The following is a 26016-nucleotide window of genomic DNA, read 5'->3' as shown; positions in this document are numbered from 1 at the left end:
AAAACGGGTAAAGGGATATCACTTATTCAAACCATCCCTGGGGTCATGGCTGCTCCTCACTCATAGCGGACATAAATCTGAACTTAGTCTGGCCCGCCTCATTGCTGTTGCCAGAAATTAATACAAAGGTAATACAGCTTGAACGTTAAACTGGAAGGCATACGGACATGATAGCAGTTTAAATTGCTCATCGGCCGAATAGGTGACAGCAATTTGTCGAAGCATTTTAATCATAACATGGCTGCAAAGATATGAGGTTCACAATCAAGATAATATAGTAAACAGGGACTTTTAAAACACAATTAATTTAAAAGCCATCCTATACTAATGCTTAAAGCATCAGCTGAAAAAATATTAGTTTTTTTTGCAGTTTCTCATTTTATAAAAGAAGCCGGAATGCGCATTTTCGATGATAAAACGATCATCGTAATTAGGACGTCTTACGAAGGTTATTCCGTTAACAGTAGCCTGCTGTTTAATACCACCCATGACACTTTCAAGCGCTGGGGATGCTACCTCATTACCCAGCATTTTCACTTTGTAGTTACTTCCATTGTCTTCAACGACAGCAGCTTTTGGCAAAAGCTGCGTCTCTGTATGAGAGCTGGTTATCCGGACATCACATAAATATGTCCCCAAGCCTAAACCTTCAGCTGCGGAACATAAACCGGAAAAACACAAAGCAATCATACAATAAACAAATTTATTCATATCTGTCTTCCAGGACTTTGGATCGTTAAAAAATCGTTATCGGCAAAATATTTTGTGACTTGAGGAATTGGTGATGTCATACGTGTATAGAGCTGATTTATGGATATTAATTTTTGTTGTGGGTAAGGTTGGATGAGCCGGGTGCTATGTTGGATGCAATGGTAACAGTCAGTCATTAAGAACGGAACGTCCGCTCCTTGCTCATTACGGACGTTCACCGCCTGTATCTTCTTTTTATGTTGCGATCCTTAATATCCTGGCATGATACGAACGGCTTTCAGCTCTAATGCAACATAACATCTGTGACCAGCATGCCGCGATTCAACCCGTTCCCCTGCAGAAGAGGCCGGGCGGGAAATGGATCGTTGGTGGTGCCGGATAAACTGCCATCACTCAGGCTGACACTATGCGATATCTTTTAAGGAAGATCGGGATTTACTGGTGCCGGTAAAAACGACTGATATGACTTTACCGGCTTTCGCAGTTCAGGCCTGGCAACTCGGTGTCTCCGCATTGCCTTGCTATCTGCTTAGTCTGTATGCATGAAGTCGCCGGGGTAATTAACCTCCGGCAGACCACGTTAACGGCATAGGGATAACTATTTAGCTCCACTCATCCCGGGAGAACCATCATGTCCTCCCTCATTCCCGCCACTGCCACCCTGCCCGCCGACGCCGCCAGGACCCGCATCGCCTCCGTTTCCGCCATTACCTGATCCGTCACCATTACCGCCGTTCCCTCCATTTCCTCCGTTTTCACCACCATTACCGCCGTCGCCGCCATTTCCGTTGCTGCCAGAACCAGCATTCCCTCCGTCTCCCCCGTTTCCGTCACCGCCACCGTCACCACCGTCGCCACCGTCGCCGTCTGCCCATGCCGCAGTGCTGAATATTCCGGCCGCCAGAGAAGAGGTTACCGTGAGTACGACCATGAAAGGTCTCAGTAATGCTGAGGTGAGAATAATGAGATATACAGCTTTCATGAGAAGGTTTTTCATATCATCCTCTGCGCTATGACTTATATGCCGCCGCCGCTATCACCGCCATCACCACCATCACCACCATCACCACCGGATGAGTTGTTCCCGCTTCCTCCGTTGCCACCATCCCCTCCATCGGCTCCGTTAGTGCCGCCATTTCCGCCATCTCCGCCATTTGAGTTGGAGCCTGTACCAGCATTACCGCCGTTACCGCCATCCCCTCCGTTTTCGCCCGGACCACCGTCCCCGCCGTTTCCACCATCAGAAATCAGTGATAAGGAATCAGGAAAAGGAATCGGGGAGGCCGGAGAGGCATAACCGCAGTGTGTAAAAATCACCAGTATCAGAGTGGAGCACCTTAGTAGGGTACGGTATCGTTTACAGATGTTCTGACTGGTCATTGTTACCTCCATCACCGCCAGCACCTCCGGGCGCATTGTCAGTTGAACCACCATCACCCCCGTTGCCACCATTGGCGCTACCCTGTCCATTTTTATGATGTTTGTGGTGTTTATGGTAGGGTTCAGTCGCGGCGCCTGCCCCATTTCCCCCATTTCCGCCGTTACCACCTGTAGCAGAACCGTTACCGCCGTTACCTCCGTTCAGACAGCCTGTACCGGGCACGCCGTCTTTACCACTTTCTCCATCAGGCGAACTGCCGTTCCCATCTTGTCCGTTCAGGCTCTCACAGGCAGACAGCTGAATAGTGTCCTGCGGGAGTGTCTGACTGAATACCGGCAGGGAAAGGAGCAGCCCTGCAGATAGTGGAAAAAAAATCAGCGTGTTGTGTAGCTTTGACATAGAAGTTTCATCCTTTAATTAATGGCCGCCTTCATGAGGCGACCATTTTTAGTTAGATTCTGCAGCCTGATTACGCACCGCCGCCATCACCACCACCACCATCGCCACCGCTGTCACCACCATCACCGCCGCCGTCACCGTCACCGGAACCATTACCGTTAGCGGAGCCGTTGCCAGTGCCGTTATCATTACCGCTGCCATTCCCGTTACCGCTGGCGCTGTTATTTCCTCCATCGCCGCCAGGGCCACCAGGAGAATTAGAACCAGAACCCCCGTTGCCGCCGTCACCTCCATTAGCATCGCCGACAAGTAAGAAGGTCTGTGGGGAGTGATTCGTAAACGGTTGGTTATGTAACGGTGCAGCGACTGCAAGTCGCGCCGCAGAGAGGACAAAAACAGCCAAAGCAAGCGTTAATTTTTTATGTCTCATAATCCATCCTTAAAGATAATAAATACATGAGATAATCGCTGGCCCACCCCATAGCTAATGAGCTATTTCATTAAAAGTAAATTATCTAAAAAATAAAAACTATGGAGTGTAATGAAACGTTTTTCGTTGTTTTATAATGTTTTCGTTTAATTTTAAAAAAAATTTTCGGGGATGCTATTTTTTAACTAACTAGTTAATAGCTAATGACATTAAAGGCTAATAATTACTCTGCTAACAATTTACTCTTTTCATGAAATAATACATATTGCATTTTTATTAAGGCACTTTTTTCATAAGCAGGGAATGACAATCCTGAACTCAAAAAAAAGCAAAAGCATATATCATTTTCTATAATTCATCTGACTTTTAAGAGGTATGGTAAGGGGACACTGTTTAACCACTCAGAATTAATTTTCCTGAACCTCAGAAATCCGTAATTTCAGGAAGCACTACCCTAACTGCTGCAGGCGGGACCTCGCGGGGCTGAATAAAGGTGAAACCCGTAACGCGCAGATGCATGCGATATTTATGCACCGGCTGGAAGAAATCAGGGCCCGAAATCCGGCAAATCAGAGCTGCATGTTGCGCAGTAAAGTAACTGCCCCGCTTCCCATTGATACAGACCGCCTGTTTCGACGGTGTGCTGTTATGCGGCGGAGCGGGCTAAAGCCGCCCCTGTAAACGCCTGTCGTCAGACATATCCCATCATTTTCAGCAGCGACTGCACCTGATTCATCGCTTCGCTGCGATGGGTGACGCCCAGCTTCTGATAGAGATTGCGGATATGGGTTTTGATGGTGGTGGAGGCCACCGCCAGCTCACCAGCGATTTGATCGTTGCTGTAGCCAGAATAGATCAATCCCAGCACCTGCCATTCACGCTGCGTCAGCGGACTGGTTCGGATCAGCTCCGGCACGTCAGGATGGTTAAGCAACCGGCTGACAAAGCCTTCATCGAAATGAGCGAACTTGTGACGGTGATATTTATTGATCTCCAGCAGGATGCGCCGGGCGCGGTGGCTGTCCAGCTCATTCAGGGTATTAAGCTGGATCAATTGCCGCAACTGCTGCGCCATCATCTCGCCTTCAATCACGAAATGGCTGATAAAACCGGTGCTTCGCGCCAGTTTCAGCGCCTCTATCAGGACACGCTGCGCCTCCGCTTTGCGGTCGGTCTGCCAGTAGATCTGATTCAGCAGCAGCAGATTACGGTTTAAATCACTCATCAGGCGCAGGGCACGGGCATTCTCATTCAACTCCTCCAGCACCACTTCCGCCTGACTGACATCACCCAGCAGGATCTGCGCGCGGGCGATGTTCCGCCACTGCCCCTGCAGAAAATGGTTATTGGCAAAGGCAGGTTTAGGCGTCTGCCTCATCCAGTCGCGGGCGTTCTGGCTGTCGCCGGTCAACTGCCAGTAAATGACCCGGACTTTGTCGGCATTGGCTATCCAGTCGCTGTGCCAGTTGCCATTGTTCAGCAGGTTTTCCAGCCGGTTCAGGTAGCTGCGGGCGTTATCCAGATTGCCACGTGCCAGTGAGCACTGCACCAGCAAACCCAGACACTGAATCTGCTGCTGCGGCTGGAAACCGTTCAGTACTTTGATGCCTTCCCGGGCCGCCTGCTCCGCCTCTTCCAGCCGTCCCCAGGCCCACAGCAACTGAGCGCGGATGCGCAGCAGAAACTCATGCAGCGGGAACTGCGCCAGGTGCTGTTCGTCGACCAGCACAAAGGCGCGGCTCTGGATCTCATAGGCTGCCTGCAAAAAGCCCTGAGCAAACAGAATCTCGCTCTGCTGAATCAGGCTCCAGAGGGCGTAGTGCCACACTTCATCGCGCCGCGCCATCTGTTCGGTCTGCCGCATCAGTTTGAGTGAATCATCCAGCTCGCCTTTGCAGTGCATCACTTCACCATGCACTGAGGTTGCCACAATGCGGCTGTAGTGACGGCTCGCTGGCAGGGTGTCGAGCGCCACTTTCGCCAGCCGCTCCGCTTCATCGGTATTGCCATCGTTAATCGCCACCTGGGCGCGCAATGCATTAAATTCACCGCGCAGTGCTGCGTCGATCTCGCAGCGGCTGGCCTGTTCAAAACGCGCCAGCAGACTGTCGACTTCGGAGAAGCGATGCTGACTCTGCATCAGCCACGCCTGCAGCAGTACCAGCATTGGATTTTCCAGCATCATCTCCCACGGCAGTGCTTTCAGGGAGTTCTCCAGCAGCGGCAACTCGCTCTGATTAAACAGCGTCCACGCGTGCTTCAGCAGCACGTCCCGCAGCATGGTGGCGTCGCCAGAGGCGAGCGCATGATGAATCGCCTCGCCGGGAAAACCCTGCGCCATCCAGCTCTCTGCCGCAGCCCGATGCAGCGCGGGCAGTTCCGCCGCCAGTTCCCACTGGCAGCGCTGACGCAGGAAGTTACCAAACAGCGGATGGTAGCTGAACCAGCAGCCTGAATCGTCCATGCGCTGCAGAAACAGACCCTGACGCTCAATCTCTTCCAGCCGCATCTGGCCGTTCTCTTCGCGGGTGACACAGGCGATCAGTTCATCGTTCATTGAACGCAGCAGCGCGGTTTTCAGTAAGAAATGGCGGGTAGGCAGATCGACGTTATCCAGAACTTCCTCAACCAGATAATCGGAGAGGTGGCTGGCATTAATGCCAGAGAGACGCCGGGCGGAATGCTGAGCCGAACTGGCACCCTGTCGCGCCGACAGTACGATCAGTTGCAGCGCAGTGGCCCAGCCCGCTACATCATCACAGAGTCGGCTGCTCTCTTCGCTTTCCAGCGGGGCCGCCAGTCGGCAGTCAAAAAACTGTCGCGCCTCCTGGTGGGTAAAAGCCAGCTGCTGGCTGCCCAGTTCAATCAGTTGCTCACGCACCCGCAGGTTGGCGATACCGAGTTGCGGCAGGTTGCGTGACATCAGAATCAGCGTCAGATTTTCTGGCTGATGGCGCAGGAAAAAGCGCATCGCGTCGTGAATCACCGGATTGGTGATCAGATGGTAGTCATCAACGATCAGCCACAGCGGCTGCTGCCACTCCACCAGCTCGATAAAGAGCTGAGAAAACAGCGCATTGAGATTGACATACTGCCGCTTCTGCGCCAGCAGTTCACTGCGCGGACAGCCACCGTGGGTGGCCTGTTGCAGTGCAGCGATCAGGTAGTCGGCAAAGCGCTCCGGCTGATTATCGCCCTCATCTAAAGAAACCCACCCCAGATCGCTTTTCCCTGCCGCCCACTGCGACACCAGTGTGGTTTTACCATAGCCCGCCGGACTGGTGACCAGCACCAGCCGATAGTTCCCGGCAGCGGTGAGCTTTTGCAGCAATCTCTCCCGAATCACAGTGCCTTCAAGACGCACCGGGCGGCTGAGTTTAGCGGGTATTAACATGGGCGCGCGTTTCTCCATTTGTCGAGCGCATCATTATTTTACGCTTCGTAATTATTCCTTACACAGGTTCAGCATTTCGTCAGATGAATGCAAGCAAACCCATTAACTAATCTTTACAAAAGCGTGTGCTATCACACTCCTTCAACGATTTCGGATTAGCCTCATCCTCTCCACCCTCCCCATCCTCCTCCGCTAATTCTTTGCAGGAGGATGAGCGAGGGTTTCCGCGCGGGCAGACTGTCGCCACATTGATCCATTTTCCGTTTTACAGGACATCAACCATGACACAGCCCGATTTCAACCCGATTCAGTTCAATGCTGCCCTGACCCGTCAGTGGCAGCGTTTTGGCCTGCGCGATGCGCAGGAGATGACCACGACACAGTGGTGGCAGGCACTCAGCGGTGCGCTGGCCGATATGCTGGCCGCGCAGCCTGCTCTTCCGGACCCAACAGAACTGCGCCATGTTAACTATCTGTCGATGGAGTTTTTGATCGGTCGCCTGACCGGCAACAACCTGCTGAACCTGGGCTGGTATGACGCGGTCAACGAGGCCCTGGCCGCCTGGGATATCTCACTCACTGACGTGCTGGAAACCGAAACGGATCCGGCGCTGGGTAATGGCGGCCTGGGTCGCCTGGCAGCCTGTTTCCTGGATTCCATGGCGAATGTGGGTCAGCCCGCTACGGGCTACGGTCTGAACTATCAGTACGGTCTGTTCCGCCAGCGCTTCGAACAGGGCGCGCAGATTGAAGGCCCGGATGACTGGCAGCGCGACCGCTATCCGTGGTTTAACCACAACGCCGCGCTTAACGTGCGGGTCGGGCTGGGCGGTAAAGTGGTGACGGTTGCGGGTCAGCCACAGTGGCAACCGGCGTTTGAACTGCTCGGCGAAGCCTGGGATCTGCCGGTGGTGGGTTATCAGAATGGTATCAGCCAGCCACTGCGTCTATGGCAGGCGAAACATGCCCAGCCGTTTAACCTCAGTCGCTTTAACGACGGCGACTTTCTGCGCGCTGAACAACAGGGTATTGATGCTGAAAAACTGACTAAAGTGCTCTACCCCAATGACAATCATCAGAACGGTAAAAAACTGCGTCTGATGCAGCAATATTTTCAGTGCGCCTGTGCGCTGGCTGACATTCTGCGTCGCCATCATCGGGCCGGCCGCAGCATCGAAACCCTGGCCGATCATGAAGTGATCCAGCTTAATGACACCCATCCGACGCTGGCCATCCCGGAGCTGATGCGTCTGCTGCTGGATGAGCATCAGCTGAGCTGGGATCGCGCCTGGCAGATCACACAGCACACTTTTGCCTACACCAATCACACCCTGATGCCGGAAGCGCTGGAGTGCTGGGATGTGCGTCTGGTGCGCAGCCTGCTGCCGCGCCATATGATGATCATCAATACCCTGAACGCGCAGCTAAAAACGGCTGTCACCGCGCGCTGGCCGGACGATGAAGCGAAGTGGGCCAGACTGGCGCTGGTGCATAATAACCAGCTGCGGATGGCGAACCTCTGCGTGACCAGCGGGTTCGCGGTCAACGGTGTGGCGGCGCTGCACTCGAAACTGGTGGTGCAGGATCTCTTCCCGGAATATCACCAGATGTGGCCAGAGAAATTTCACAACGTGACCAACGGCATTACGCCGCGCCGCTGGATCAATCAGTGCAACCCGGCGCTGAGTGCCCTGATCACCCGGACATTGCAAAAACCCTGGCTGAACGATCTCGATGCCTTGCAGGGGCTGGAAGCCTTTGCGGATGACGCCGCCTTCTGCGCGGAATATCGCGCCATCAAGCAGCAGAACAAAGTCGCGCTGGCGCACTGGGTAAAACAGCGGACCGGCATTGAGATTGACCCTACCGCGCTGTTTGACGTACAGATCAAACGACTGCATGAGTACAAACGCCAGCATCTGAGCCTGCTGCACATCATTGCGCTGTGGCAGACGCTGGTCACCGATCCGCAGGCTAACCGGACGCCGCGCGTGGTGTTGTTTGGTGCCAAAGCCGCGCCCGGCTATGCACTGGCGAAAAACATCATCTATGCCATCAACAAAGTGGCCGAGGTGATCAATCAGGATCCCCGCATCGGTGACCGGCTGAAAGTCGTGTTTATTCCCGATTACAACGTCTCCGTCGCCGAGCGGCTGATTCCCGCCGCCGACCTTTCTGAGCAGATCTCCACCGCCGGTAAAGAAGCGTCCGGCACCGGAAATATGAAACTGGCGCTGAATGGCGCACTGACCATAGGCACACTGGATGGAGCGAACGTCGAGATCGCTGAGCAGGTTGGCAGCGAGAACATCTTTATCTTCGGGCATACCGTGGAACAGGTGGTGGCGTTAAAAGCAGACGGTTATGCCCCGGCGCAGTGGCGCAAGAAAGATTCGCAGCTCAATCAGGTCTTACTGGCGCTGGAAGATGGCACCTTCAGCCAGGGCGACTGCCACGCCTTTGATGCGATGTTGCAGAGTCTCGGCCCGGAAGGCGGTGATCCCTATCTGGTACTGGCTGACTTCCAGCCCTACCTTGACGCACAGGCGCAGGTAGAAGCGCTGTGGAGCGATCAGGAGGCCTGGACACGTGCCACCATCCTCAATACCGCACGCTGTGGCATGTTCAGCTCCGATCGCGCTATCCGCGATTACCAGCAGCGCATCTGGCAAGCGAAACGCTAAGGAACGCCATGAAAACAGATCCGGTTATGGACGATTTCTCCCGGGCGGGCATCGCCGCTGAGTATATCAATGCACACGGCAAGCCACAGGCGATCCCGACCCTGACCCGCCAGCGTTTGCTGGCGGTGATGCAGCCTTCCCATCCGCTGAGCACGCCGCTGCCACCGGTGGTGATTTTTCGCAGCGGCGATCTTCTGAGCCTGTCACCACAGCTCGCTGACGATGCCCACTGGCATCTCACCAGTGAAGCGGGTGAAATCAGCTCAGGTCGCTGCCAGCCCGCTCAGCCGCTGCATCTGCCGCCGCTGCCAGAAGGCTATCATCAGCTGACGCTGCAACAGGGCGCGCAGCAGTGGTCGTGCCGGATAATAATTGCCCCGGCCCGCTGTTATGAACCCCCGGCCCTGCTGGCAGATGAGTCATTATGGGGCGCCTGCGTGCAGCTCTATACCCTGCGCTCGGCGGAGAACTGGGGAATCGGCGACTTTGGCGATCTGCGCCGGATGCTGCCGGAGGTCGCTGCACGCGGCGGCGCGTTTATCGGTCTTAACCCTATCCATGCGCTGTTTCCCTCCAGCCCGGAGAGTGCCAGCCCTTACAGCCCCTCGTCCCGGCGCTGGCTCAATGTGCTCTACATCGATGTGGGCGCAGTCGCTGACTTCCGGCAGAGCGCTGCCGCTCAGGCCTGGTGGCAACGTCCGGAAACAGAACAGGCGCTGGAACAGGCTCGTGCAGCAGATTGGGTGGATTATGCGGCGGTGACCCGGCTGAAAATTGACGCGCTGAGACTGGCGTGGCCGCAGTTTACTCAGCGTGACGCCAGCGATCCCGAGGTGCAGGCGTTTAATGGATTTATACGTGAAGGAGGCGAGAGTCTTCAGCATCAGGCGCTGTTTGATGCGCTGCACGCCGATCAGATAGCACAGGATAGTGATCGCTGGGGCTGGCCGGTGTGGCCGGAGGCGTTGCAGGATCCCGGCAGTCCGGCCGTGCAGGCCTTCCTGCAACAGCACGCCGATCAGGTGCGCTTCTGGCTCTGGCTGCAGTGGCTGGCCGCGAAGCAGTTTGCCGACTGCTGGGACATCTGCCAGCAGCAGCAGATGCCGATTGGACTTTACCGCGATCTGGCGGTGGGTGTTGCGCAGGGTGGCGCAGAGACCTGGAGCGAGCGCGATCTCTACTGCATGGAGGCCAGAATCGGTGCGCCGCCCGATATTCTCGGCCCGCGCGGCCAGGACTGGGGATTGCCGCCCATGGATCCGCAGGTGATGCGTCAGCGCGCCTGGGAGCCGTGGATCGCCCTGCTGCGCGCCAACATGCGCCACTGCGGCGCACTGCGCATTGACCATGTGATGGCGCTAATGCGACTGTGGTGGATTCCGGCCGGTGATAGCGCGATGCACGGTGCCTACGTGCACTATCCCATCGACGATCTGCTGGCGATTCTGGCGCTGGAAAGTCAGCGTCATCGCTGCATGGTAATTGGCGAAGATCTCGGTACGGTGCCGGAAGCGATTGTCGATAAGCTGCGTGATGGCGGGGTCTACTCCTATAAGGTGCTCTATTTTGAGCAGGAGTCAGCCCACAGTTTTCGTCCGCCCGCCGAATGGCCACGGCAGGCAATGGCGGTCGCGACTACTCACGATCTTCCGACGCTGCGTGGCTGGTGGCAGAGCGATGATTTGACCACCGGCGCACAACTCGGCCTCTATCCCGACAAGGTGGTGCTGGCCGGGCTATATCAGGATCGGCTGCGGGCGAAGCAGGCGCTGCTGCAGAGTCTGCATCGGGTTGGTGCCCTGCCGAAACGTGCCGGACGCGATGCACCTCGCACCGGCATGAGCAAGGCATTAAACCGGGCGATGCAGCGCTATCTGGCTGACAGTCACAGCGCCCTGCTGGGACTGCAACCGGAGGACTGGCTGGATATGGCGGTGCCGGTCAATATTCCGGGCACCAGCGATGAATATCCGAACTGGCGACGCAAGCTCAGCGCCACGCTGGAAACGCTGTTCAGCGATCCTGCCACTGACACGCTGCTGCGTGATCTGACGGCACGCCGGAAGCGACTACTGCGCAATTGAAGGTCAACGCGCGACTCAGACTCGTCTCTGACGCAGCCTGTTTTACATAATTTTCAGTTATTACAGCGTGCGGGCCGGCAACGGCTCGCACTCTGCTACTGTAATCAGCGCCTCTCAACAGTGATAAGATCACCCTGAGCACGAGCGTCTGAAAAAAGCACACCGGATTCTGTTCAGGATTTAATGAACTTAAGAATTTATCTTCGCCCAATCCTGAGATTGCTTTAACAGCAATGCCCAGTCGTCAGGTGGATAGCCGTTATGCAACATTCCTGAAAATACTTTATAGGCGTCACGCTTACTGCCATAAGCACGTTTGGTCTCAGCGTCATTCATCCATGCAAGGATGATGGTTTTATGTTGCTCGCTGAATCTAAAGAACAAACGATACTGCATCAAAAACTTTGCACGTAACCAATGCTTATTTTGTTCTCCCAGCGTATCGCCCTGGCGAAACTTTGCCTGATGTGGATCGGCGCAAATCTCACTATTGATAACTTTAAACACAGCGGCTAAAAGCTTAGTCGTCGCTTTTCGCTGGTAACTTTCAGGATATTTAGCCCTGAGTAACTCCACTTCATTGGTCAGCGCAATCAGCTGCGATTCAAAACAGGGATGAACATAAACGTGCCATCCATTTATAACCGTGCTGTCTTCCATACTTAATTACTCATCGTCCATGAGTGGAGCATCCAAATCAACGTCCATACCTTCGGTCAACGATGTAATGCGAGTTAATAATCCTCGATCCAGCGTTTTAATATTTGCAGGTGTGTTGCGTATGTCAGCAGCAAGAAAACTCAGAAAGCTCGCGATCACTGGATCATCATCAGTCACCGTTTCCTGACGGGTAATAAGGACTTTGCCGCCCGGCAGAACAGCGTATTCGATATTCTCACCCGGTTGCAGATTCATCGCATCACGAACTGCGGCAGGGATAGTGGTCTGGCTGCGGGCTGTCAGTTTTGATGAAGCACGCAGAGAGATGTTTGCATGAGTCAGAGTTCCCATTGCGGATTCTCACTAGAAAAAACAAGATAGCGCAACAGTAATGCAAGTGCATTGGCAATGCAAATGCATTGATCGCGATAAGAGCGAATGTTTTGTTACTAAGTCTTCATTAAAAGTTTCTGATTACGCTTTTCCGTATCGACTGAAAAATTGGCACCCTGTTTTATTTCCTGCCAGACATCAAACTCTTCGCGACTGATAAGCGCAGCAGCAGAGCCGCCCCGCGGGGTGATAATCACAGGCTCACCCGCCATCACGATATCCATGATTTCAGTAAGATATTTTCGGGCCTGTGTTGTCGTGTAACTTCGCATTTAGCCTCCAGAAAAGTCATCCCTGAAACAGCTTAGTTAGCCTATATTCATCAAACGCTATTGCCCACAGCATGACTTACGCAATGCGTAAAACCACGCAAAAAAATCATGCAATCAGGATCTCTGCAACAAAAAAAGGTGCGCCGCAGCGCACCAGATGGAACAACATCAGTATTGTCGGGGCAGCTTCACCCCTTGCCTTTAACACTACTGATAAAGGTCTGCCGGGCAGAGGTGGAACCCAGCCGCTCGGCTTCATCCAGCAGTTTCAGCGCCTTATCGATATTACCGCTGTTCACCGCCTGTCTGATCTTCTGGTTAAAGTAACTCTCGGTGTCGCTCATGATCGGTTCCGCACGGGCTTTTGGCGCGGGCGCTGCGGCGGGTGCAGGCGCCGGTGCTGCGCTGTACGCTGCCGCAGGTGCGGTATTGCCGACGGTCACCGCGCTCGGGCCGGATGAACCAAACAGCGGCCCGACCAGAATGGATGAGCCGGAACTGGTCTGCATCTTCAGCTTGATTGTCCCTTCCCGGCTGTGGCGGGCGACGGGATCGGGAATATCCGGTACCGCATGACCGGTGCCCTGGGCGTAGGCCTTGGCCGGGTCAAGCAGCGTGGTGGTTTGTGTCAGATCGCTGTCGGTGGTGAACACCAGCAGGTAGATTTTTTGCTGACCCAGCGCCGGGGTTAATTTCATCACCCCTTCCAGTCGATCTGCCGCCATCACGCCCGGCTTCTGATAGGTAAAGTAGCGGCTGGGGAACCAGGCCGCAGGACGCAGGTTTTCATCCAGCACCAGCACGTTCGGTGCGAAAACCTGACCGTTCGCCACTTCACTGCTCAGCGTCAGCGTCAGTTCGCCGATATTGGCGGGCAGACTGTAGGCCGCGACCGGACCGGCAATGTGTGGCGCATTCAGCGTCTGTCCGCTGTTAGCAAGTTTTGTGGTCTGTGTCTGAGAAGCAGACAGCGGTTGCCAGCTCAGGCGTTGCAGTGTCTCGGGTGCCACAACCGGTGCGGACGAGAGATCCTGCGGCACCAGATTGACATCCGCCAGGGCGGGAAGCGCGTGTCCTGTCAGTAACGCCGCACTCAGGCAGAGTGCAGCCAGTTTTTTCATTTTCATTATGTCTACCTTATTGCAGGTCGCGGCGTGAACCAGGCAATGGCACACCGCGACCAAAGAGATCCATCAGGCGCAGGCGCGCCTGTCAGAAAAGGTGCTGGCTTACCACCAGATTTCCATCTGCGCGCCGAAGGTCACTTCATCGTCTTTACCACGGCTGTTGGTCAGGATGCCGTTGCCGCTGGTGTCCGCAGAGGCGAAGGTGGTGAGATCGCCTGAGTTATCTTTGTTGTAACCCCACTTTTCATCCCATTTGGCGTAGGTCGCGAACAGACGCAGAGCCGGACGTGACCAGATGCTGTCGCCCGCCTGCCACTGCTGCGCCAGCGTCACTTTGTACTGGCCGTTGCGCTCGTTAGCCTGCTGTGATTTGACGTTGTCGTAGCCCAGTTCCAGCAACGTGCTCATAATCGGCGTCCATTTGTACATCGGACGCACACCCACGGTGTACCACTCGGTGCCGCGGTTGTTGTCCAGATCGATGTTCTGGTACATAGCGACGTACATCAGATCCCAGCGTTCGGCCAGCGAGATCGCACCGTGGTCGAGGATGCGGTACATGTCACCATTGTTATTGAGGCTGGTGCCCTGCGGCACGCCTTTGCCCTGAGAGGTCAGCGCATCGGTGGCATACTGCAGCACGAATTTGTTATAGCCCTTCAGCATGCTCTGGGTATGTTCAGCAGTGAACATCCAGCCATCTTTAGAAGCCCCCTCTTCCAGACGGTAGTCGTCACGGGCATTAGCGCGACCGTAGTCGACACCCAGCTCCAGCACGCCGTTGGTGTTGGTTTCCAGACCGGCCAGACGCACATCAAACACGTCGTTGGCAGTACTGGTGGCGAAGTCACGGATACGATCGCTGGAGAAGGTGTAAGAGCCGCCCGCTTCAGATGAACGGGTTGCGGCGAAAGAGAGTTTACCGAAGCCGAGATCGACATCTTCCAGACCGGCACCCGGACCGGAAATATCCCAGTAGTAGAAGTCGATCATATGGACGTCATGACGCTGATAGAAACGCTTACCGGCCCAGATGGTAGAGCCTGGCAGCGCATCGATCAGGTTTTTACCTTTTACGTTGGCTTCACGGAAGGCGGGCGATGTGGCTTCCCAGTCATTCTGCTGTGCCACGGAGTAAGCCACGTTGGTGTCGAAATAGAAGCTTTTGTCGCCCTCTTTCCACACTTCCTGGCCTAATTTCAGTTCGGCGTAGGTTTCACATTCGTTGCCCAGACGGTATTTACTTTGGGCACCGGTGGCCTGGAAACATTGCTGTTCACCACCGCTGCCGGTCCAGCCAATGCCGGAACGGGCGTAACCGGTAAAATCAACCGCCATCGTCGGGGCGGAGAGGGTTCCCACCGCGACGGCAACGGCGATGGGAAGTTTGCGCAGAGTTAACATTTTCTATCTCCTGAGGTCATTGCTTTTATTGTTTTTGGCAGGGCTATACACCCGGCTCCTGATACAGCCTGCGGCACGCGCTCCCGTCCTCGCGGAACAGGTGACAACGCTCGGGCGGCAGGCCAATACCGAGGATGGCGCCCTCTTTTACCAGCACGACGTCCTCCTGGCGGTAAACCAGGTTCTGACGGATAGCGGGAATCTCAATGTGGATCTGTGTTTCATGCCCCAGCTGTTCCACCACCTGCACTTCCCCTTCCAGGGTGACGTCGGCGATATCGCTGGAGAGCAGATGTTCCGGGCGAATACCCAGTGACATGTTGCTGCCGACCTGCACACCGGCGCTGTCAACCGGCAGCCAGACCAGCTGCTGATTCGGCAGCCGCACCTGAACCTGATCGATGGCGGTGGCGGTCACTTTGACCGGCAGGAAATTCATTTTTGGTGAGCCGATAAATCCGGCGACAAAGCGGTTGGCGGGATAGTGGTACAGCTCAAGCGGCTTACCGACCTGCGCAATGCGTCCGGCATCCAGCACCACGATTTTGTCGGCCAGCGTCATCGCTTCGATCTGATCGTGGGTTACGTAAATCATGGTGCGCTTCAGGCGCTTATGCAGACGGGAGATCTCAATCCGCATCTGAACGCGCAGCGCGGCGTCAAGGTTCGACAGTGGTTCATCCAGCAGGAAGACGCGCGGTTCCGCCACCAGCGTGCGGCCAATCGCCACGCGCTGACGCTGCCCGCCAGAGAGGGCTTTAGGACGGCGATCGAGCAGATGCGCCAGTTGCAGAATCTCCGCCACCTGATTAACCCGCTGCTGGATCTCCGCTTTTTTCACCCCGGCAAGTTTGAGGCCAAAAGACATGTTCTCCGCCACCGACAGATGGGGATAGAGCGCATAGGACTGAAACACCATGCCGATGCCGCGTTCGGCGGGCGGCACTTCATTCATGCGCCGGTCGCCGATTAACAGCTCGCCGCTGGTGATGGTCTCCAGTCCGGCAATCATGCGCAGCAGCGTCGATTTGCCACAGCCTGATGGGCCGACGAAAACAACAAATTCCCCTTCACGAATAGTGAGATCGATATCTTTCGACACCACCGTATCGCCCCAGGCTTTCGTGACATTGCGTAACACAACGCTCGCCATGATCCCTTCCCTCTTAGCTGCATAGTCGTGTCTGCCCAGCGGCAGACGAGTTCCGGGGCTCACTATGCGAGAGGAAACTGACGGTAACATCCTCCACCGCACTGCAATCCGCTGGGGGAGGAGGCGGGAGGAGGAGAAACGCGGGCTGACGCCGCGGCCCGCACGCTGCCGCGCTTTTTTGTGATCGCTAACGCAGACCCGCAGGAATTTTTGCAGCGTAAGCGCCCGCTTAAAGGGCTTTTTGCCAGCGCGATCACAGCGGCAGGTCGAGGGGCGTAGAGCAGAGGAGGATGAGAAGCCGTGGCGGATAAGCACAATGATGCCGGTAAAGCATTCACCACTTCCGCTAACAGGATGGATTTATGACGATGAAAACCGGAGCAAGAATTCTGGCCCTTTCTGCCCTCTCTGCCGTGCTCTTTTCGGCAAGCGCGATGGCAAAAATTGAGGAAGGTAAACTGGTCATCTGGATCAACGGTGACAAGGGCTACAACGGCCTTGCCGAAGTGGGTAAGAAATTTGAGCAGGAGACCGGCATCAAAGTCACGGTCGAACATCCTGACAAAATGGAAGAGAAGTATCCGCAGGTCGCGGCGACCGGCGATGGCCCGGATATTATCTTCTGGGCACATGACCGTTTCGGCGGCTATGCGCAGTCAGGCCTGCTGGCTGAGATCACGCCGGATGCCAGCTTCCGCGAGAAGATTTTCCCGTTCACCTGGGACGCGGTGCGCTTCGACGGCAAGCTGATTGGCTATCCGATTTCCGTTGAGTCGCTGTCACTGATCTACAACAAGAAGCTGCTGCCGAATCCGCCAAAAACCTGGGAAGAGATTGCCGGTCTCGACAAGCAACTGCGCGCCAAAGGCAAAAGCGCCATCATGTTTAACCTGCAGGAACCCTACTTCACCTGGCCGCTGCTGGCCGCAGGCGGGGCTTACGCCTTTAAGCTCACCGACGGACATTATGACGTGAAGGATGTCGGCGTCGATAACGCCGGTGCTAAAGCGGGCATGCAGTTCCTGGTCGATCAGGTTAAAGCCAAAACCCTGAATGCGGACACCGATTATTCGATTGCTGAGGCCGCCTTTAACAAAGGCGAAACCGCCATGACCATTAATGGTCCGTGGGCGTGGGGCAACCTCGACAAGAGCGGTATCGACTATGGCGTTACCAAATTGCCAACCCTGAACGGTAAACCGTCGAAAGCTTTTGTCGGCGTGCTGAGTGCCGGGATCAACGCCGCCAGTCCTAACAAAGAGCTGGCGAAAGAGTTCCTGGAGAATTATCTGCTGACTGACACCGGTCTGGATGCGGTCAACAAAGATAAGCCGCTAGGTGCCGTGGCGCTGAAATCTTTCCAGCAGACGCTGGAAAAAGATTCGCGTATCGCCGCCACCATGAACAACGCCCGTCAGGGTGACATCATGCCGAATATCCCGCAGATGGCGGCATTCTGGTATGCGATGCGCACCGCTACCCTGAACGCGCTGGGCGGTCGTCAGAGCGTCGACGCCGCACTGAAAGATGCTCAGGCCCGTCTGAAGAAGTAATTCTCCCCTTGCAGCCGGGGCAACCCGGCTTGAGTGACCGTTAAGGAAAACCGCATCATGTCAGGAAAACCGAAAACGCGCAGTGTGCTGTTGAAAAGCGTTCTCATCGGGATCTGCTGTCTGCTGGTCGGCTATCTGCTGGTGCTGATGTACGCGCAGGGCGAATATCTGTTTGCGCTGCTGACGCTGATCCTCAGTGCGACCGGACTGTGGATTTTTGCTAACCGTCGCGCCTATGCGTGGCGTTATGTCTATCCCGGCGTAGCGGGAATGGCGCTGTTTGTACTGTTTCCCCTTGCCTGCACGATTGCCATTGCCTTTACCAACTACAGCAGCAGCAACCAGCTCACCTTTGAACGGGCGCAGCAGGTTTTGCTGGGCCGCACCTTCCAGTCGGGTGAAGCAGTCAGTTTTTCTCTGTTCCCGGCCGGCGATCGCTGGCAGCTGGTGCTGAATGATGGCAAAGACTATGTTTCACCGCCGTTTCAGTTTGGCGCTGAACAGACACTGAAAATGGCCCCTGCCGCACCACCTTCAGGTGAACGGGCAAACTTCAGAGCGATCACGACCCATCGTCAGGCACTGAGTCAGATCCGGGCTGAACTGCCGGATGGTCGTCAGTTACGGATGAGTTCGCTGCGCCAGTTCTCCGGCACCCAGCCACTCTATAGGGTTGGCACGCAGGATGAGCTGATCAACCAGCAGAGTAACGCGCGCTATCGTGCTAATCCGCAGACCGGTTTCTACCAGGCGATTAACGCCGACGGCCGTTGGGCGAACGAAACCCTGAGTCCCGGCTTTACCGTGAATACCGGCTGGAAAAACTTCGTGCGGGTGTTTACTGACGAAGGGATTCAGAAGCCGTTCCTGGCGATATTTGGCTGGACGCTACTCTTCTCGCTGATCACCGTGGTGCTGACCGTCGCGGTGGGCATGGTGCTGGCGTGTCTGGTGCAGTGGGAGGCGTTGCGCGGCAAAGCGGTCTATCGGGTAATGCTGATTCTGCCCTATGCCGTGCCGGCGTTTATCTCGATCCTGATTTTCAAGGGGTTGTTCAACCAGAGCTTTGGTGAAATCAACGTGATGCTCAGCGCGCTGTTTGGCGTGAAGCCCGCCTGGTTCAGCGACCCGACGCTGGCGCGCACCATGCTGATTATCGTCAATACCTGGCTCGGCTACCCGTACATGATGATCCTCTGCATGGGCCTGCTGAAGGCGATTCCGGACGATCTCTATGAAGCCTCGGCGATGGATGGTGCGGGACCGCTGCAGAACTTCTTCCTGATTACTCTGCCGCTGCTGCTGAAACCACTGATGCCGCTGATGATCGCCAGCTTTGCCTTTAACTTTAATAACTTTGTGCTGGTGCAGTTACTCACCAACGGCGGGCCGGATCGCCTCGGCACCACCACGCCAGCCGGTTACACCGATTTGCTGGTGAACTACACCTGGCGTATCGCCTTTGAAGGCGGCGGCGGGCAGGACTTTGGGCTGGCCGCCGCTATCGCCACGCTGATCTTCCTGCTGGTGGGTGCGCTGGCGGTGATTAACCTGAAAGCCTCGCGGATGAAATTCGACTAAGCGCCTGGCCCGACAGGCGTCATGGTTGCAGGCAGTCCGGACGCGAAGAGCGTGGAACAACCGGAACCTGGGAGGTGAGGATTGTGAGCACTGCCCGGGGTCAGACTGACAAATAAAATAGCCTGAGGGACCAGGCTCAGAGGAGTTGTTATGGCTATGGTACAACCGAAATCGCAACGGCTGCGTCTGTTCACCACGCATCTGCTGCTGCTGTTATTTATCGCGGCGATTCTCTTTCCCCTGCTGATGGTGATTGCGATTTCGCTGCGTGCCGGGAACTTCGCCACCGGCAGCCTGATCCCGGAGCAGATCTCGTGGGAGCACTGGCGTCTGGCGCTGGGTTTCAGCGTGGAACATGCGGATGGCCGGGTGACACCGCCGCCCTTCCCGGTGCTGCTCTGGTTATGGAACTCGATCAAGATTGCGGCAATCAGTGCGCTGGGCATCGTGGCGCTCTCTACCACCTGCGCCTATGCCTTTGCCCGTATGCGCTTTACCGGCCGTGCCAGCCTGCTAAAAGGAATGCTGATTTTCCAGATGTTCCCGGCGGTGCTGTCGCTGGTGGCGCTCTATGCCCTGTTTGATCGTCTCGGTCAGTATCTGCCTTTTATCGGGCTGAATACCCACGGTGGGGTGATATTCGCCTATCTGGGCGGTATCGCGCTGCATGTCTGGACTATCAAAGGCTATTTCGAAACTATCGACGGGTCACTGGAAGAGGCCGCCGCGCTGGATGGCGCAACGCCGTGGCAGGCGTTCCGGCTGGTGCTGCTGCCGCTGTCGGTGCCGATTCTGGCGGTGGTGTTTATTCTGGCGTTTATCGCCGCGGTGACTGAAGTGCCGGTCGCCTCGCTGCTGCTGCGCGATGTAAACAGCTACACCCTGGCGGTCGGAATGCAGCAGTACCTCAATCCGCAGAACTATCTGTGGGGCGATTTCGCCGCTGCGGCGGTGCTCTCCGCGATTCCGATCACCCTGGTTTTCCTGCTGGCGCAGCGCTGGCTGGTGAGCGGTTTAACCGCAGGCGGGGTGAAAGGCTAAAACGATCATCATTGTACGTTGCCACTACTTACACAACGCCTGTTGTGGTTGAAGGATTCGGCGGCCTGCGGGCCGCCTTTTTTATGCTAATCCGATTCCGACGCACGGCTGCCTGCCACCAGCGCCACGACCATGGCAGTGATCGCCTGTTCTCCTTCCGGTTTGCTGACATCGCCGCGTGCTACCGCACCTGCGATGGCATCCGCGCCCCCCAGCAAGCCCCACATGCCTGCTTCCGGAATACCGCTGCTGCCTGCCAGAGGGACAAACCAGCGCTGACAGCGGGCGATAAAGTCGAGCTGATAGTGGCGTTTGACGGCAGCCAGTTCCGGCGAGGTGCTGAGCGCTGACAGCAACTCCGGAATCTCACGCCCCTCCGTCATCACACAATCCACATAACAGGCCGCAAGCACTTCCGCTTTTTGTTGCATCACCATCGGCGCGGCATTCATCGCCGCTTCCATCTTTTCGGTCTGGCGGCGATCAAAATCGTCATACAATGCCGCCAGCAATCCATGACGGGTGATGAAGTGGTCATAAACCACCGGTTTACTGACCCCCGCCGCGTCGCCGACTCTGGCCAGCGTCAGTGCCTCGCTGCCTTCGGTTTGCATTATCTGCCACGCGACGTCTGACAACTGCCTGCGTCGTGCTTCGCGTGACAGACGCTTACGGGGTGTTTTTTCAACGGTCATGCTTTTCCTGATGGGCGAACAGACGCTGGCCCAGTTGATGCGCCAGCTGATAGTGTGACTCAGGATAACCTTCATCGCCGCTAAGCAACAGTTCACTGGTCACCACCGGCGCACCGCAATAGTCAAAGATGCCGTGATCAATCTGATTCCGCATGCTGGCGAAATAGCCGCGCCGCAGAAAGGTTCGGGTATCAGCCGCGCCAATCGCAACCAGATGCACGGGAAGATGGCCGAGGCGTTTTACGATATGGCCATCCTGCTCATCAAAGGCCCAGCCCGCGATGAAGACGCGATCTATCCAGCCTTTAAGCTGTGCCGGAAATGACCACCAGTAGACCGGATAGACCAGCACCAGCGCATCGGCACAATCCAGCCGCTGCTGTTCTGCCAGCACATCGGGCGGCGTCGGTGCCAGACCGTTGAAATGTCTGTGATCGCTGAGCGTAAAACGTGGATCAAACCCTTCTGCCGCCAGATCGGCCTTTTCAGCCGTATGTTGGCCTGTCGCGATAATGCCCTGCGCCAGCTGGTCCGCCACGCGATGGGTGTGAGCGTCCTGATTGGGATGGGAAGTCACTATTAATGCATGCATCGTCGTCACCTTACCTGATTAGTCATTAAGCTACTAAAGGTAAGTTACTATTGGTAGGTTATCAAGCGGCGACCGTTGATCGATTCGCTGACCGCACTTACTGTTTAAACGCAGATGTCGCCAGCAAGGCCTGCTCCAGCAGAGGGTGATCGAACGTAAAGGGAAGGTGCGCCAGGCTGGCGGAGGGGAAATGGATCTGCTGCGCAATCTCTCTTACCCTGTCCGCGTTAATCGCCGCAGGCAGCGTCAGAGGCGAGTGGAAACGGCGCAGCAGCGCCAGCAGTTCAGGCTCCACCTGCTTACCCTGCTGTTCAATCCAGGATTGTACCAGCAAGCTAAAGCCGACCTTTTCACCATGCAGCCAGTGATGCAGCTCCGGGTGGTGAGTCAGGCGATCGTGGATGATGTGGGCAAAACCGGGGGTTGCCATCTCATCCTGAATACTGTTGGCCAGCCCCGCCAGCACAATGTTGGCTTCAATCACTTTCTCCAGCGCCGGGGTGACCTGCTGCCTGATGTTATCGGCCACCGCCGTGTCTCCCCAGCGTTTCAGCACCGTCACCGCCTGCCAGGCGGCTGCGACTTTAAGATCCAGCGCCAGCTGGTGCGGCGTCTGTCGCTGATAAGGCTCAAATTCAAACCATTTGGCCAGCGCATCCACGATCCCGGCCCGCAGATAACGTACCTCGCTGCGGGCGATGACCTCGCTGTCCACCAGAATCCGCTCCGGCATGGCATTCAGTGGCTGGCTGCGCAGATGGCCGCCGCGCTCATCATAGATAATCGCCAGCGGAGACCAGGCGGCACAGGTGGCGGCCAGCGTGGCGAAGTTAACCAGCCGGATATCCGGCAGCGCATCATTGACCGCTTTGGCGCAGTCCAGCACCCGCCCGCCGCCGACTGCCAGAATCAGGGTAGCGCCGTGCGTCTGCACCTGCTGTTGCAGGGCAGCAATCGCCGCATCGGTACACTCACCGGTCAGGGTGTCGAGCTGCCAGCGGATCCCCGCCCGTTCCAGACTTATGCTCATGTCAGGATTCACCGCCTGCCAGGCCCGCGGCGAGGTGAAGATGTGAATATGCGAGGCAAGCGGCCGGATAATTTCTCCCACCCCGGCCCGCAGCCCTGGCCGTTGCAGATAGCCTTTCGGCGACATCACGCGAAACATGGTTGCTCCTTATCGACGATAAGCCAGCGAGCGTACCAGCCGGTCGCCGAGTTTCTGAATAAGCATCACAAGCGCCAGCAGCACCACAATGGTGGCCGCCATGATTTGGTTATCGAAACGCTGATAACCGTAGCGAATCGCCAGATCGCCCAGCCCGCCACCGCCAACCACGCCCGCCATCGCCGAGAAGCCAATCAACATCACAATCGTCAGGGTAACGCCCGCCACCAGCGCGGGAAGCGCTTCCGGCAGCAGCACACGGCTGACGATATGCCACAGGGTACCGCCCATTGATACCACCGCTTCTATGCGGCCGCGGTCGACCTCATCCAGCGCGTTCTCCACGATGCGGGCAAAGAAGGGAAATGCCCCCAGCGTAATCGGCACAATGGCGGCAGTGCTGCCCAGCGTGGTGCCGACCAGCAGACGGGTAAAGGGGATCAGCGCAATCAGCAGCACCACAAACGGCAAGGCGCGTCCGGTATTTACCAGCGTATTCAGCAGCAGTGAAATCGCGCGATTGGGCAGAATGCCTTTTGGCCGGGTCAGAAACAGCAGCACGCCTACCGGCAGCCCTATCGCGACCGTGAACAGGGCCGCCAGCAACACCATATACAGTGTTTCGCCAGTGGCGTTCAGCAGCAGTTCCTGAAACCGCTCACTACTCATGCTACGCATCGGGTTAACGCCTCATGCTGATATTTTTCGATAAACGCCCGGTCTGCTTCGCCATCCTTCAGCAGCATTTTGCGCAGGCGTCCCTCTTCACGTCCCATGATCTGGCTCAGGCTGCCGCTCTCAACCAGCTGGCCATTCTCAAGTAGCGCCGCCCCGTCACAAATCCGCTTCACCACCGCCATTTCATGGGTGATCAATACAATGGTGATATTGAGCTGCTGCTGAATATCGGCCAGCAGATCGAGAATCGAAGTGGTGGTTTCGGGATCCAGCGCGCTGGTCGCCTCATCGCACAACAGATAACGGGGTCGGGCGGCCAGCGCGCGGGCGATGCCGACGCGCTGTTTCTGTCCACCGGAGAGCTGCGACGGCCAGGCCGCAGCAAAGGAGGCCAGCCCTACCAGTTTCAGCAGCGATGCGACCCGCTCGCGACGTTCAGCCGCAGGCACACCGGCAATCTCCAGCGCCAGATCGACGTTGTCCTGCACGTTGCGCGAATGCAGCAGATTGAAGTGCTGGAAGATCATCCCCATCTGCTGTCGCTGCTGACGCAGTTGCGCCAGGCTCATCGCAGCGAGATCCTGCCCGTCGATTTCAATCAGGCCGCTGGTGGGACTCTCCAGCCGATTGAGGCAGCGCAATAGTGTACTTTTGCCCGCTCCGCTCCGACCGAGGATGCCAAAGATGGTCCCCTCTTCGATGGTGAGTGAGATGTCGTCTAACGCTGGCGCGGATGCGCCAGGATACTGTTTGCTGAGATGACTGAGTTTAATCATGCTGCTGGTCCGCAACCGGAATCACTGAGCCCTGATAATTTTTACGGATAAACTCCGCTACCTGCGGCGAGCGCAGATCTTTCGCCAGCTGTAACACGCGGGGATCCTTCGCCAGTTCTGGCGTCGTTACCAGCAGGTTGGCGTAGGGATTATGTGCTGCAGACTCCAGTCCCAGCGCATCTTTCGCCGGGGTCAGACCTGCTTCCAGCGCGTAGTTGCCGTTGATAATTGCGGCATCCACATCATCCAGCGAGCGTGGCAGTTGCGGCGACTCAATCTCAACGATCTTAATTTTCTTCGGGTTATCACTGATATCTTTTGGCGTCACCAGCGTCGAACCCGTTTCACCCTGCGCGTTGAGTTTGATCACCCCTTTGTCCTGCAACAGCCAGAGTGCGCGGCTCAGGTTAGTGGTATTGTTCGGTACCGCAATGCTGGCCCCTTCAGGTAGCGCCGCTAAACTTTTCACTTTCCGCGAATAGATACCCAGCGGCTCGATGTGAACACTGGCGGCCACGGCAAAGGTTTTCCCCAGCGCCTTCTCCTGATCTTTCAGGTAAGGCAGATGCTGGAAGTAGTTGGCATCCACATCCCCGGCGGCCAGCAGCTCATTGGCATTCACGCCCCCGCTCAGCTCAACAATTTTGAGATCCAGTTTCGGATCCAGGGTTTTGACATACTCCAGGATTTCCGCATGGGGCAGCGGATCGGCCGCTACGCGCAGCGGCGCGGCCTGTAAACTCTGGGCAATCAGCAGTGAAAGACCGGCAAGGGCCAGAAAGCGCTTTTTAATCATCATCATTTATCTCTTATCGTTATCAGTGGGTATTGTGTTCGGGGTAGAAACGCTGGGCAACTTCCGGATGCGAACGCAGCCGGCCTTTAAGGTAGTTCCAGCCCACTTCGCGCAGCAGCGGATTAAGCGGATCGCTGCTCGGTCCCTGTGCCAGTTCAGCCAGCTGAGGAGGCAGTTGATAGATCGGCACCACGGCGTCGAGTTGTGCGCCCAGGAAAAAGGCGATGGATAAGCGTTCGCTGCTCTGCGGTGGCGACACCACACGGTGCACCGTTGCGCGAAGATAACCGTTGGTTGCCAGCTCCAGCAGCTCGCCAATGTTCACCACAAACGCGCCCGGCAGTGGTGAGGCATCGATCCAGTTGTCCGGCGTCACTTCCACCTGTAAGCCCGGCTGATCGTCCTGCAGTAACATCGTCAGGAAGCCTGAATCTTTGTGCGCGCCAACACCCTGGCGTGATTCGCCCTCCGTGCGGCCCGGATAACGGATCAGTTTGATATGTTCGTTGGGATAGTCGCCATAGAGGTTATCGAAGGCGTTGCGCGGCAGATTCAGTGCCCCGGCAAAGGCGCGCAGCAGCTCCAGCGCCACCGCTGTCATCTGCTGCTGCCAGCGGGTGACCACCGTTTGCAGTTCAGGTAAAGCTTCAGGCCACTGATTCGGCCCCTGCATCCGTTGCCAGGTGGGTGAATCGGCGGTAACGGGCAGCGCTTCCCGTTCCGCACCAATATCAAACTGCTCGCGATAGTCAGGCTGGCTGCGGGTTATTTCAACCCCCGCCAGGTTATAGCCGCGAAAATGCGGCGAGTTCGCCATCGCCACTGCGGATTTATCCGCCTGTGGCAGGGCAAAAAATTTCCGCGCGACGTGCTGAACCTCATCTAATAATTCACGGTCGATGCCGTGATTGATTAAATAGAAGAAACCGACATCACGCGCGGCCTGGCTTAATTTTTCCAGGACCTGTTGCTGCTGCTGTTGATTACCTGACAATAATGCGAAATCAATTACCGGCAATTCTGCTGTGGTTAACGCGCTCATGA

General features: G+C 56.3%; 24 protein-coding genes. 5 read left to right on the top strand and 19 right to left on the bottom strand.

All coding sequences use genetic code 11. The features are described from left to right. Positions 1-354: 354 nt before the first annotated feature. From LC417_RS11970 to malT, 6 genes are all read right to left on the bottom strand, one after another. Complete coding sequence (locus tag LC417_RS11970) at positions 355-711, bottom strand: hypothetical protein (protein ID WP_089414813.1); 357 nt, start codon at positions 709-711, stop codon at positions 355-357. 612 nt (positions 712-1323) lie between these two features. Next, entirely contained in the window at positions 1324-1569 is a 246-nt protein-coding gene (locus LC417_RS11965) for a hypothetical protein (protein WP_022624743.1), read from the bottom strand. Positions 1570-1721: 152 nt separating this feature from the next. Beyond that, entirely contained in the window at positions 1722-1952 is a 231-nt protein-coding gene (locus LC417_RS11960) for a hypothetical protein (protein WP_033760254.1), read from the bottom strand. Positions 1953-2068: 116 nt separating this feature from the next. Continuing rightward, complete coding sequence (locus LC417_RS11955; RefSeq protein ID WP_010247334.1) at positions 2069-2491, bottom strand: hypothetical protein; 423 nt, start codon at positions 2489-2491, stop codon at positions 2069-2071. A 48-nt stretch (positions 2492-2539) separates the two neighbouring features. After that, positions 2540-2692 carry a hypothetical protein gene (locus LC417_RS11950; protein WP_223565891.1) on the bottom strand — a complete coding sequence of 51 codons (153 nt, stop codon included), beginning with the start codon at positions 2690-2692 and terminating at the stop codon, positions 2540-2542. Between the two features lie 920 nt (positions 2693-3612). Beyond that, positions 3613-6315, bottom strand: coding sequence for an HTH-type transcriptional regulator MalT (gene malT, locus LC417_RS11945; RefSeq protein ID WP_033760251.1), 2703 nt, complete (start codon positions 6313-6315; stop codon positions 3613-3615). A 281-nt stretch (positions 6316-6596) separates the two neighbouring features. On the opposite strand from malT, the gene malP reads away from it, so the two are divergent. Continuing rightward, a complete protein-coding gene (malP, locus tag LC417_RS11940; protein WP_223565890.1) occupies positions 6597-8999 on the top strand; it encodes a maltodextrin phosphorylase in 2403 nt (800 codons plus the stop codon). 8 nt (positions 9000-9007) lie between these two features. Next, positions 9008-11083, top strand: coding sequence for a 4-alpha-glucanotransferase (gene malQ, locus LC417_RS11935; protein WP_223565889.1), 2076 nt, complete (start codon positions 9008-9010; stop codon positions 11081-11083). A 189-nt stretch (positions 11084-11272) separates the two neighbouring features. Here the strand turns inward: malQ and LC417_RS11930 are convergent, their stop codons facing one another. The 6 genes from LC417_RS11930 to malK all read right to left on the bottom strand — a co-directional run bounded on the left by LC417_RS11930 (position 11273) and on the right by malK (position 16092). Next, entirely contained in the window at positions 11273-11743 is a 471-nt protein-coding gene (locus LC417_RS11930; protein WP_223565888.1) for a type II toxin-antitoxin system YhaV family toxin, read from the bottom strand. Positions 11744-11749: 6 nt separating this feature from the next. Continuing rightward, positions 11750-12094, bottom strand: a complete 345-nt coding sequence (locus LC417_RS11925) for a type II toxin-antitoxin system PrlF family antitoxin (RefSeq protein WP_033768537.1) — start codon at positions 12092-12094, stop codon at positions 11750-11752. 98 nt (positions 12095-12192) lie between these two features. Beyond that, the gene (locus tag LC417_RS11920; RefSeq protein ID WP_223565887.1) at positions 12193-12408 is read right to left on the bottom strand and encodes a type II toxin-antitoxin system Phd/YefM family antitoxin; all 216 of its coding nucleotides are present in this window, start codon (positions 12406-12408) and stop codon (positions 12193-12195) included. Between the two features lie 188 nt (positions 12409-12596). Continuing rightward, a complete protein-coding gene (gene malM / locus LC417_RS11915) occupies positions 12597-13535 on the bottom strand; it encodes a maltose operon protein MalM (RefSeq protein WP_163641413.1) in 939 nt (312 codons plus the stop codon). Between the two features lie 102 nt (positions 13536-13637). Beyond that, a complete protein-coding gene (locus LC417_RS11910) occupies positions 13638-14939 on the bottom strand; it encodes a maltoporin (protein ID WP_033760237.1) in 1302 nt (433 codons plus the stop codon). Between the two features lie 43 nt (positions 14940-14982). Next, positions 14983-16092: a maltose/maltodextrin ABC transporter ATP-binding protein MalK gene (gene malK / locus LC417_RS11905; protein WP_010247360.1), complete on the bottom strand. Its 1110-nt coding sequence runs from the start codon at positions 16090-16092 to the stop codon at positions 14983-14985. A 362-nt stretch (positions 16093-16454) separates the two neighbouring features. Between malK and malE the strand changes: the two genes are divergently transcribed. From malE to malG, 3 genes are all read left to right on the top strand, one after another. Beyond that, positions 16455-17645, top strand: coding sequence for a maltose/maltodextrin ABC transporter substrate-binding protein MalE (gene malE, locus LC417_RS11900; RefSeq protein ID WP_223565886.1), 1191 nt, complete (start codon positions 16455-16457; stop codon positions 17643-17645). 57 nt (positions 17646-17702) lie between these two features. Beyond that, positions 17703-19226: a maltose ABC transporter permease MalF gene (malF, locus tag LC417_RS11895; RefSeq protein WP_089414820.1), complete on the top strand. Its 1524-nt coding sequence runs from the start codon at positions 17703-17705 to the stop codon at positions 19224-19226. A gap of 150 nt (positions 19227-19376) precedes the next feature. Beyond that, positions 19377-20267: a maltose ABC transporter permease MalG gene (malG, locus tag LC417_RS11890; protein ID WP_010247369.1), complete on the top strand. Its 891-nt coding sequence runs from the start codon at positions 19377-19379 to the stop codon at positions 20265-20267. Between the two features lie 86 nt (positions 20268-20353). On the opposite strand, the gene LC417_RS11885 is transcribed toward malG, so the two are convergent. From LC417_RS11885 to LC417_RS11855, 7 genes are all read right to left on the bottom strand, one after another. Beyond that, positions 20354-20962 (bottom strand): TetR/AcrR family transcriptional regulator, encoded by a 609-nt coding sequence (locus LC417_RS11885; protein WP_223565885.1) that lies wholly within the window; start codon positions 20960-20962, stop codon positions 20354-20356. Next, positions 20952-21554 carry an NAD(P)H-dependent oxidoreductase gene (locus tag LC417_RS11880; RefSeq protein WP_033768546.1) on the bottom strand — a complete coding sequence of 201 codons (603 nt, stop codon included), beginning with the start codon at positions 21552-21554 and terminating at the stop codon, positions 20952-20954. The genes LC417_RS11885 and LC417_RS11880 overlap by 11 nt, the downstream gene beginning before the upstream one ends. Positions 21555-21651: 97 nt before the next feature. After that, positions 21652-22722, bottom strand: coding sequence for an iron-containing alcohol dehydrogenase family protein (locus LC417_RS11875; RefSeq protein ID WP_223565884.1), 1071 nt, complete (start codon positions 22720-22722; stop codon positions 21652-21654). A gap of 9 nt (positions 22723-22731) precedes the next feature. Continuing rightward, a complete protein-coding gene (locus tag LC417_RS11870) occupies positions 22732-23400 on the bottom strand; it encodes a methionine ABC transporter permease (RefSeq protein WP_022624728.1) in 669 nt (222 codons plus the stop codon). Then, positions 23388-24176: a methionine ABC transporter ATP-binding protein gene (locus LC417_RS11865; RefSeq protein ID WP_050498567.1), complete on the bottom strand. Its 789-nt coding sequence runs from the start codon at positions 24174-24176 to the stop codon at positions 23388-23390. The genes LC417_RS11870 and LC417_RS11865 overlap by 13 nt, the downstream gene beginning before the upstream one ends. Continuing rightward, the gene (locus LC417_RS11860) at positions 24169-24972 is read right to left on the bottom strand and encodes a MetQ/NlpA family ABC transporter substrate-binding protein (protein WP_010247386.1); all 804 of its coding nucleotides are present in this window, start codon (positions 24970-24972) and stop codon (positions 24169-24171) included. Before LC417_RS11860 ends, LC417_RS11865 begins: the two co-directional genes overlap by 8 nt. Positions 24973-24994: 22 nt before the next feature. Beyond that, positions 24995-26014 carry an isopenicillin N synthase family oxygenase gene (locus tag LC417_RS11855; RefSeq protein ID WP_010670745.1) on the bottom strand — a complete coding sequence of 340 codons (1020 nt, stop codon included), beginning with the start codon at positions 26012-26014 and terminating at the stop codon, positions 24995-24997. Between the last annotated feature and the right edge of the window lie 2 nt (positions 26015-26016).

The organism is Pantoea sp. OVA07A (genome assembly GCF_019969975.1).
GTDB classification, from domain to species: Bacteria; Pseudomonadota; Gammaproteobacteria; order Enterobacterales; family Enterobacteriaceae; genus Pantoea; species Pantoea agglomerans.
This window is presented reverse-complemented; position numbering and strand designations above follow the sequence as displayed.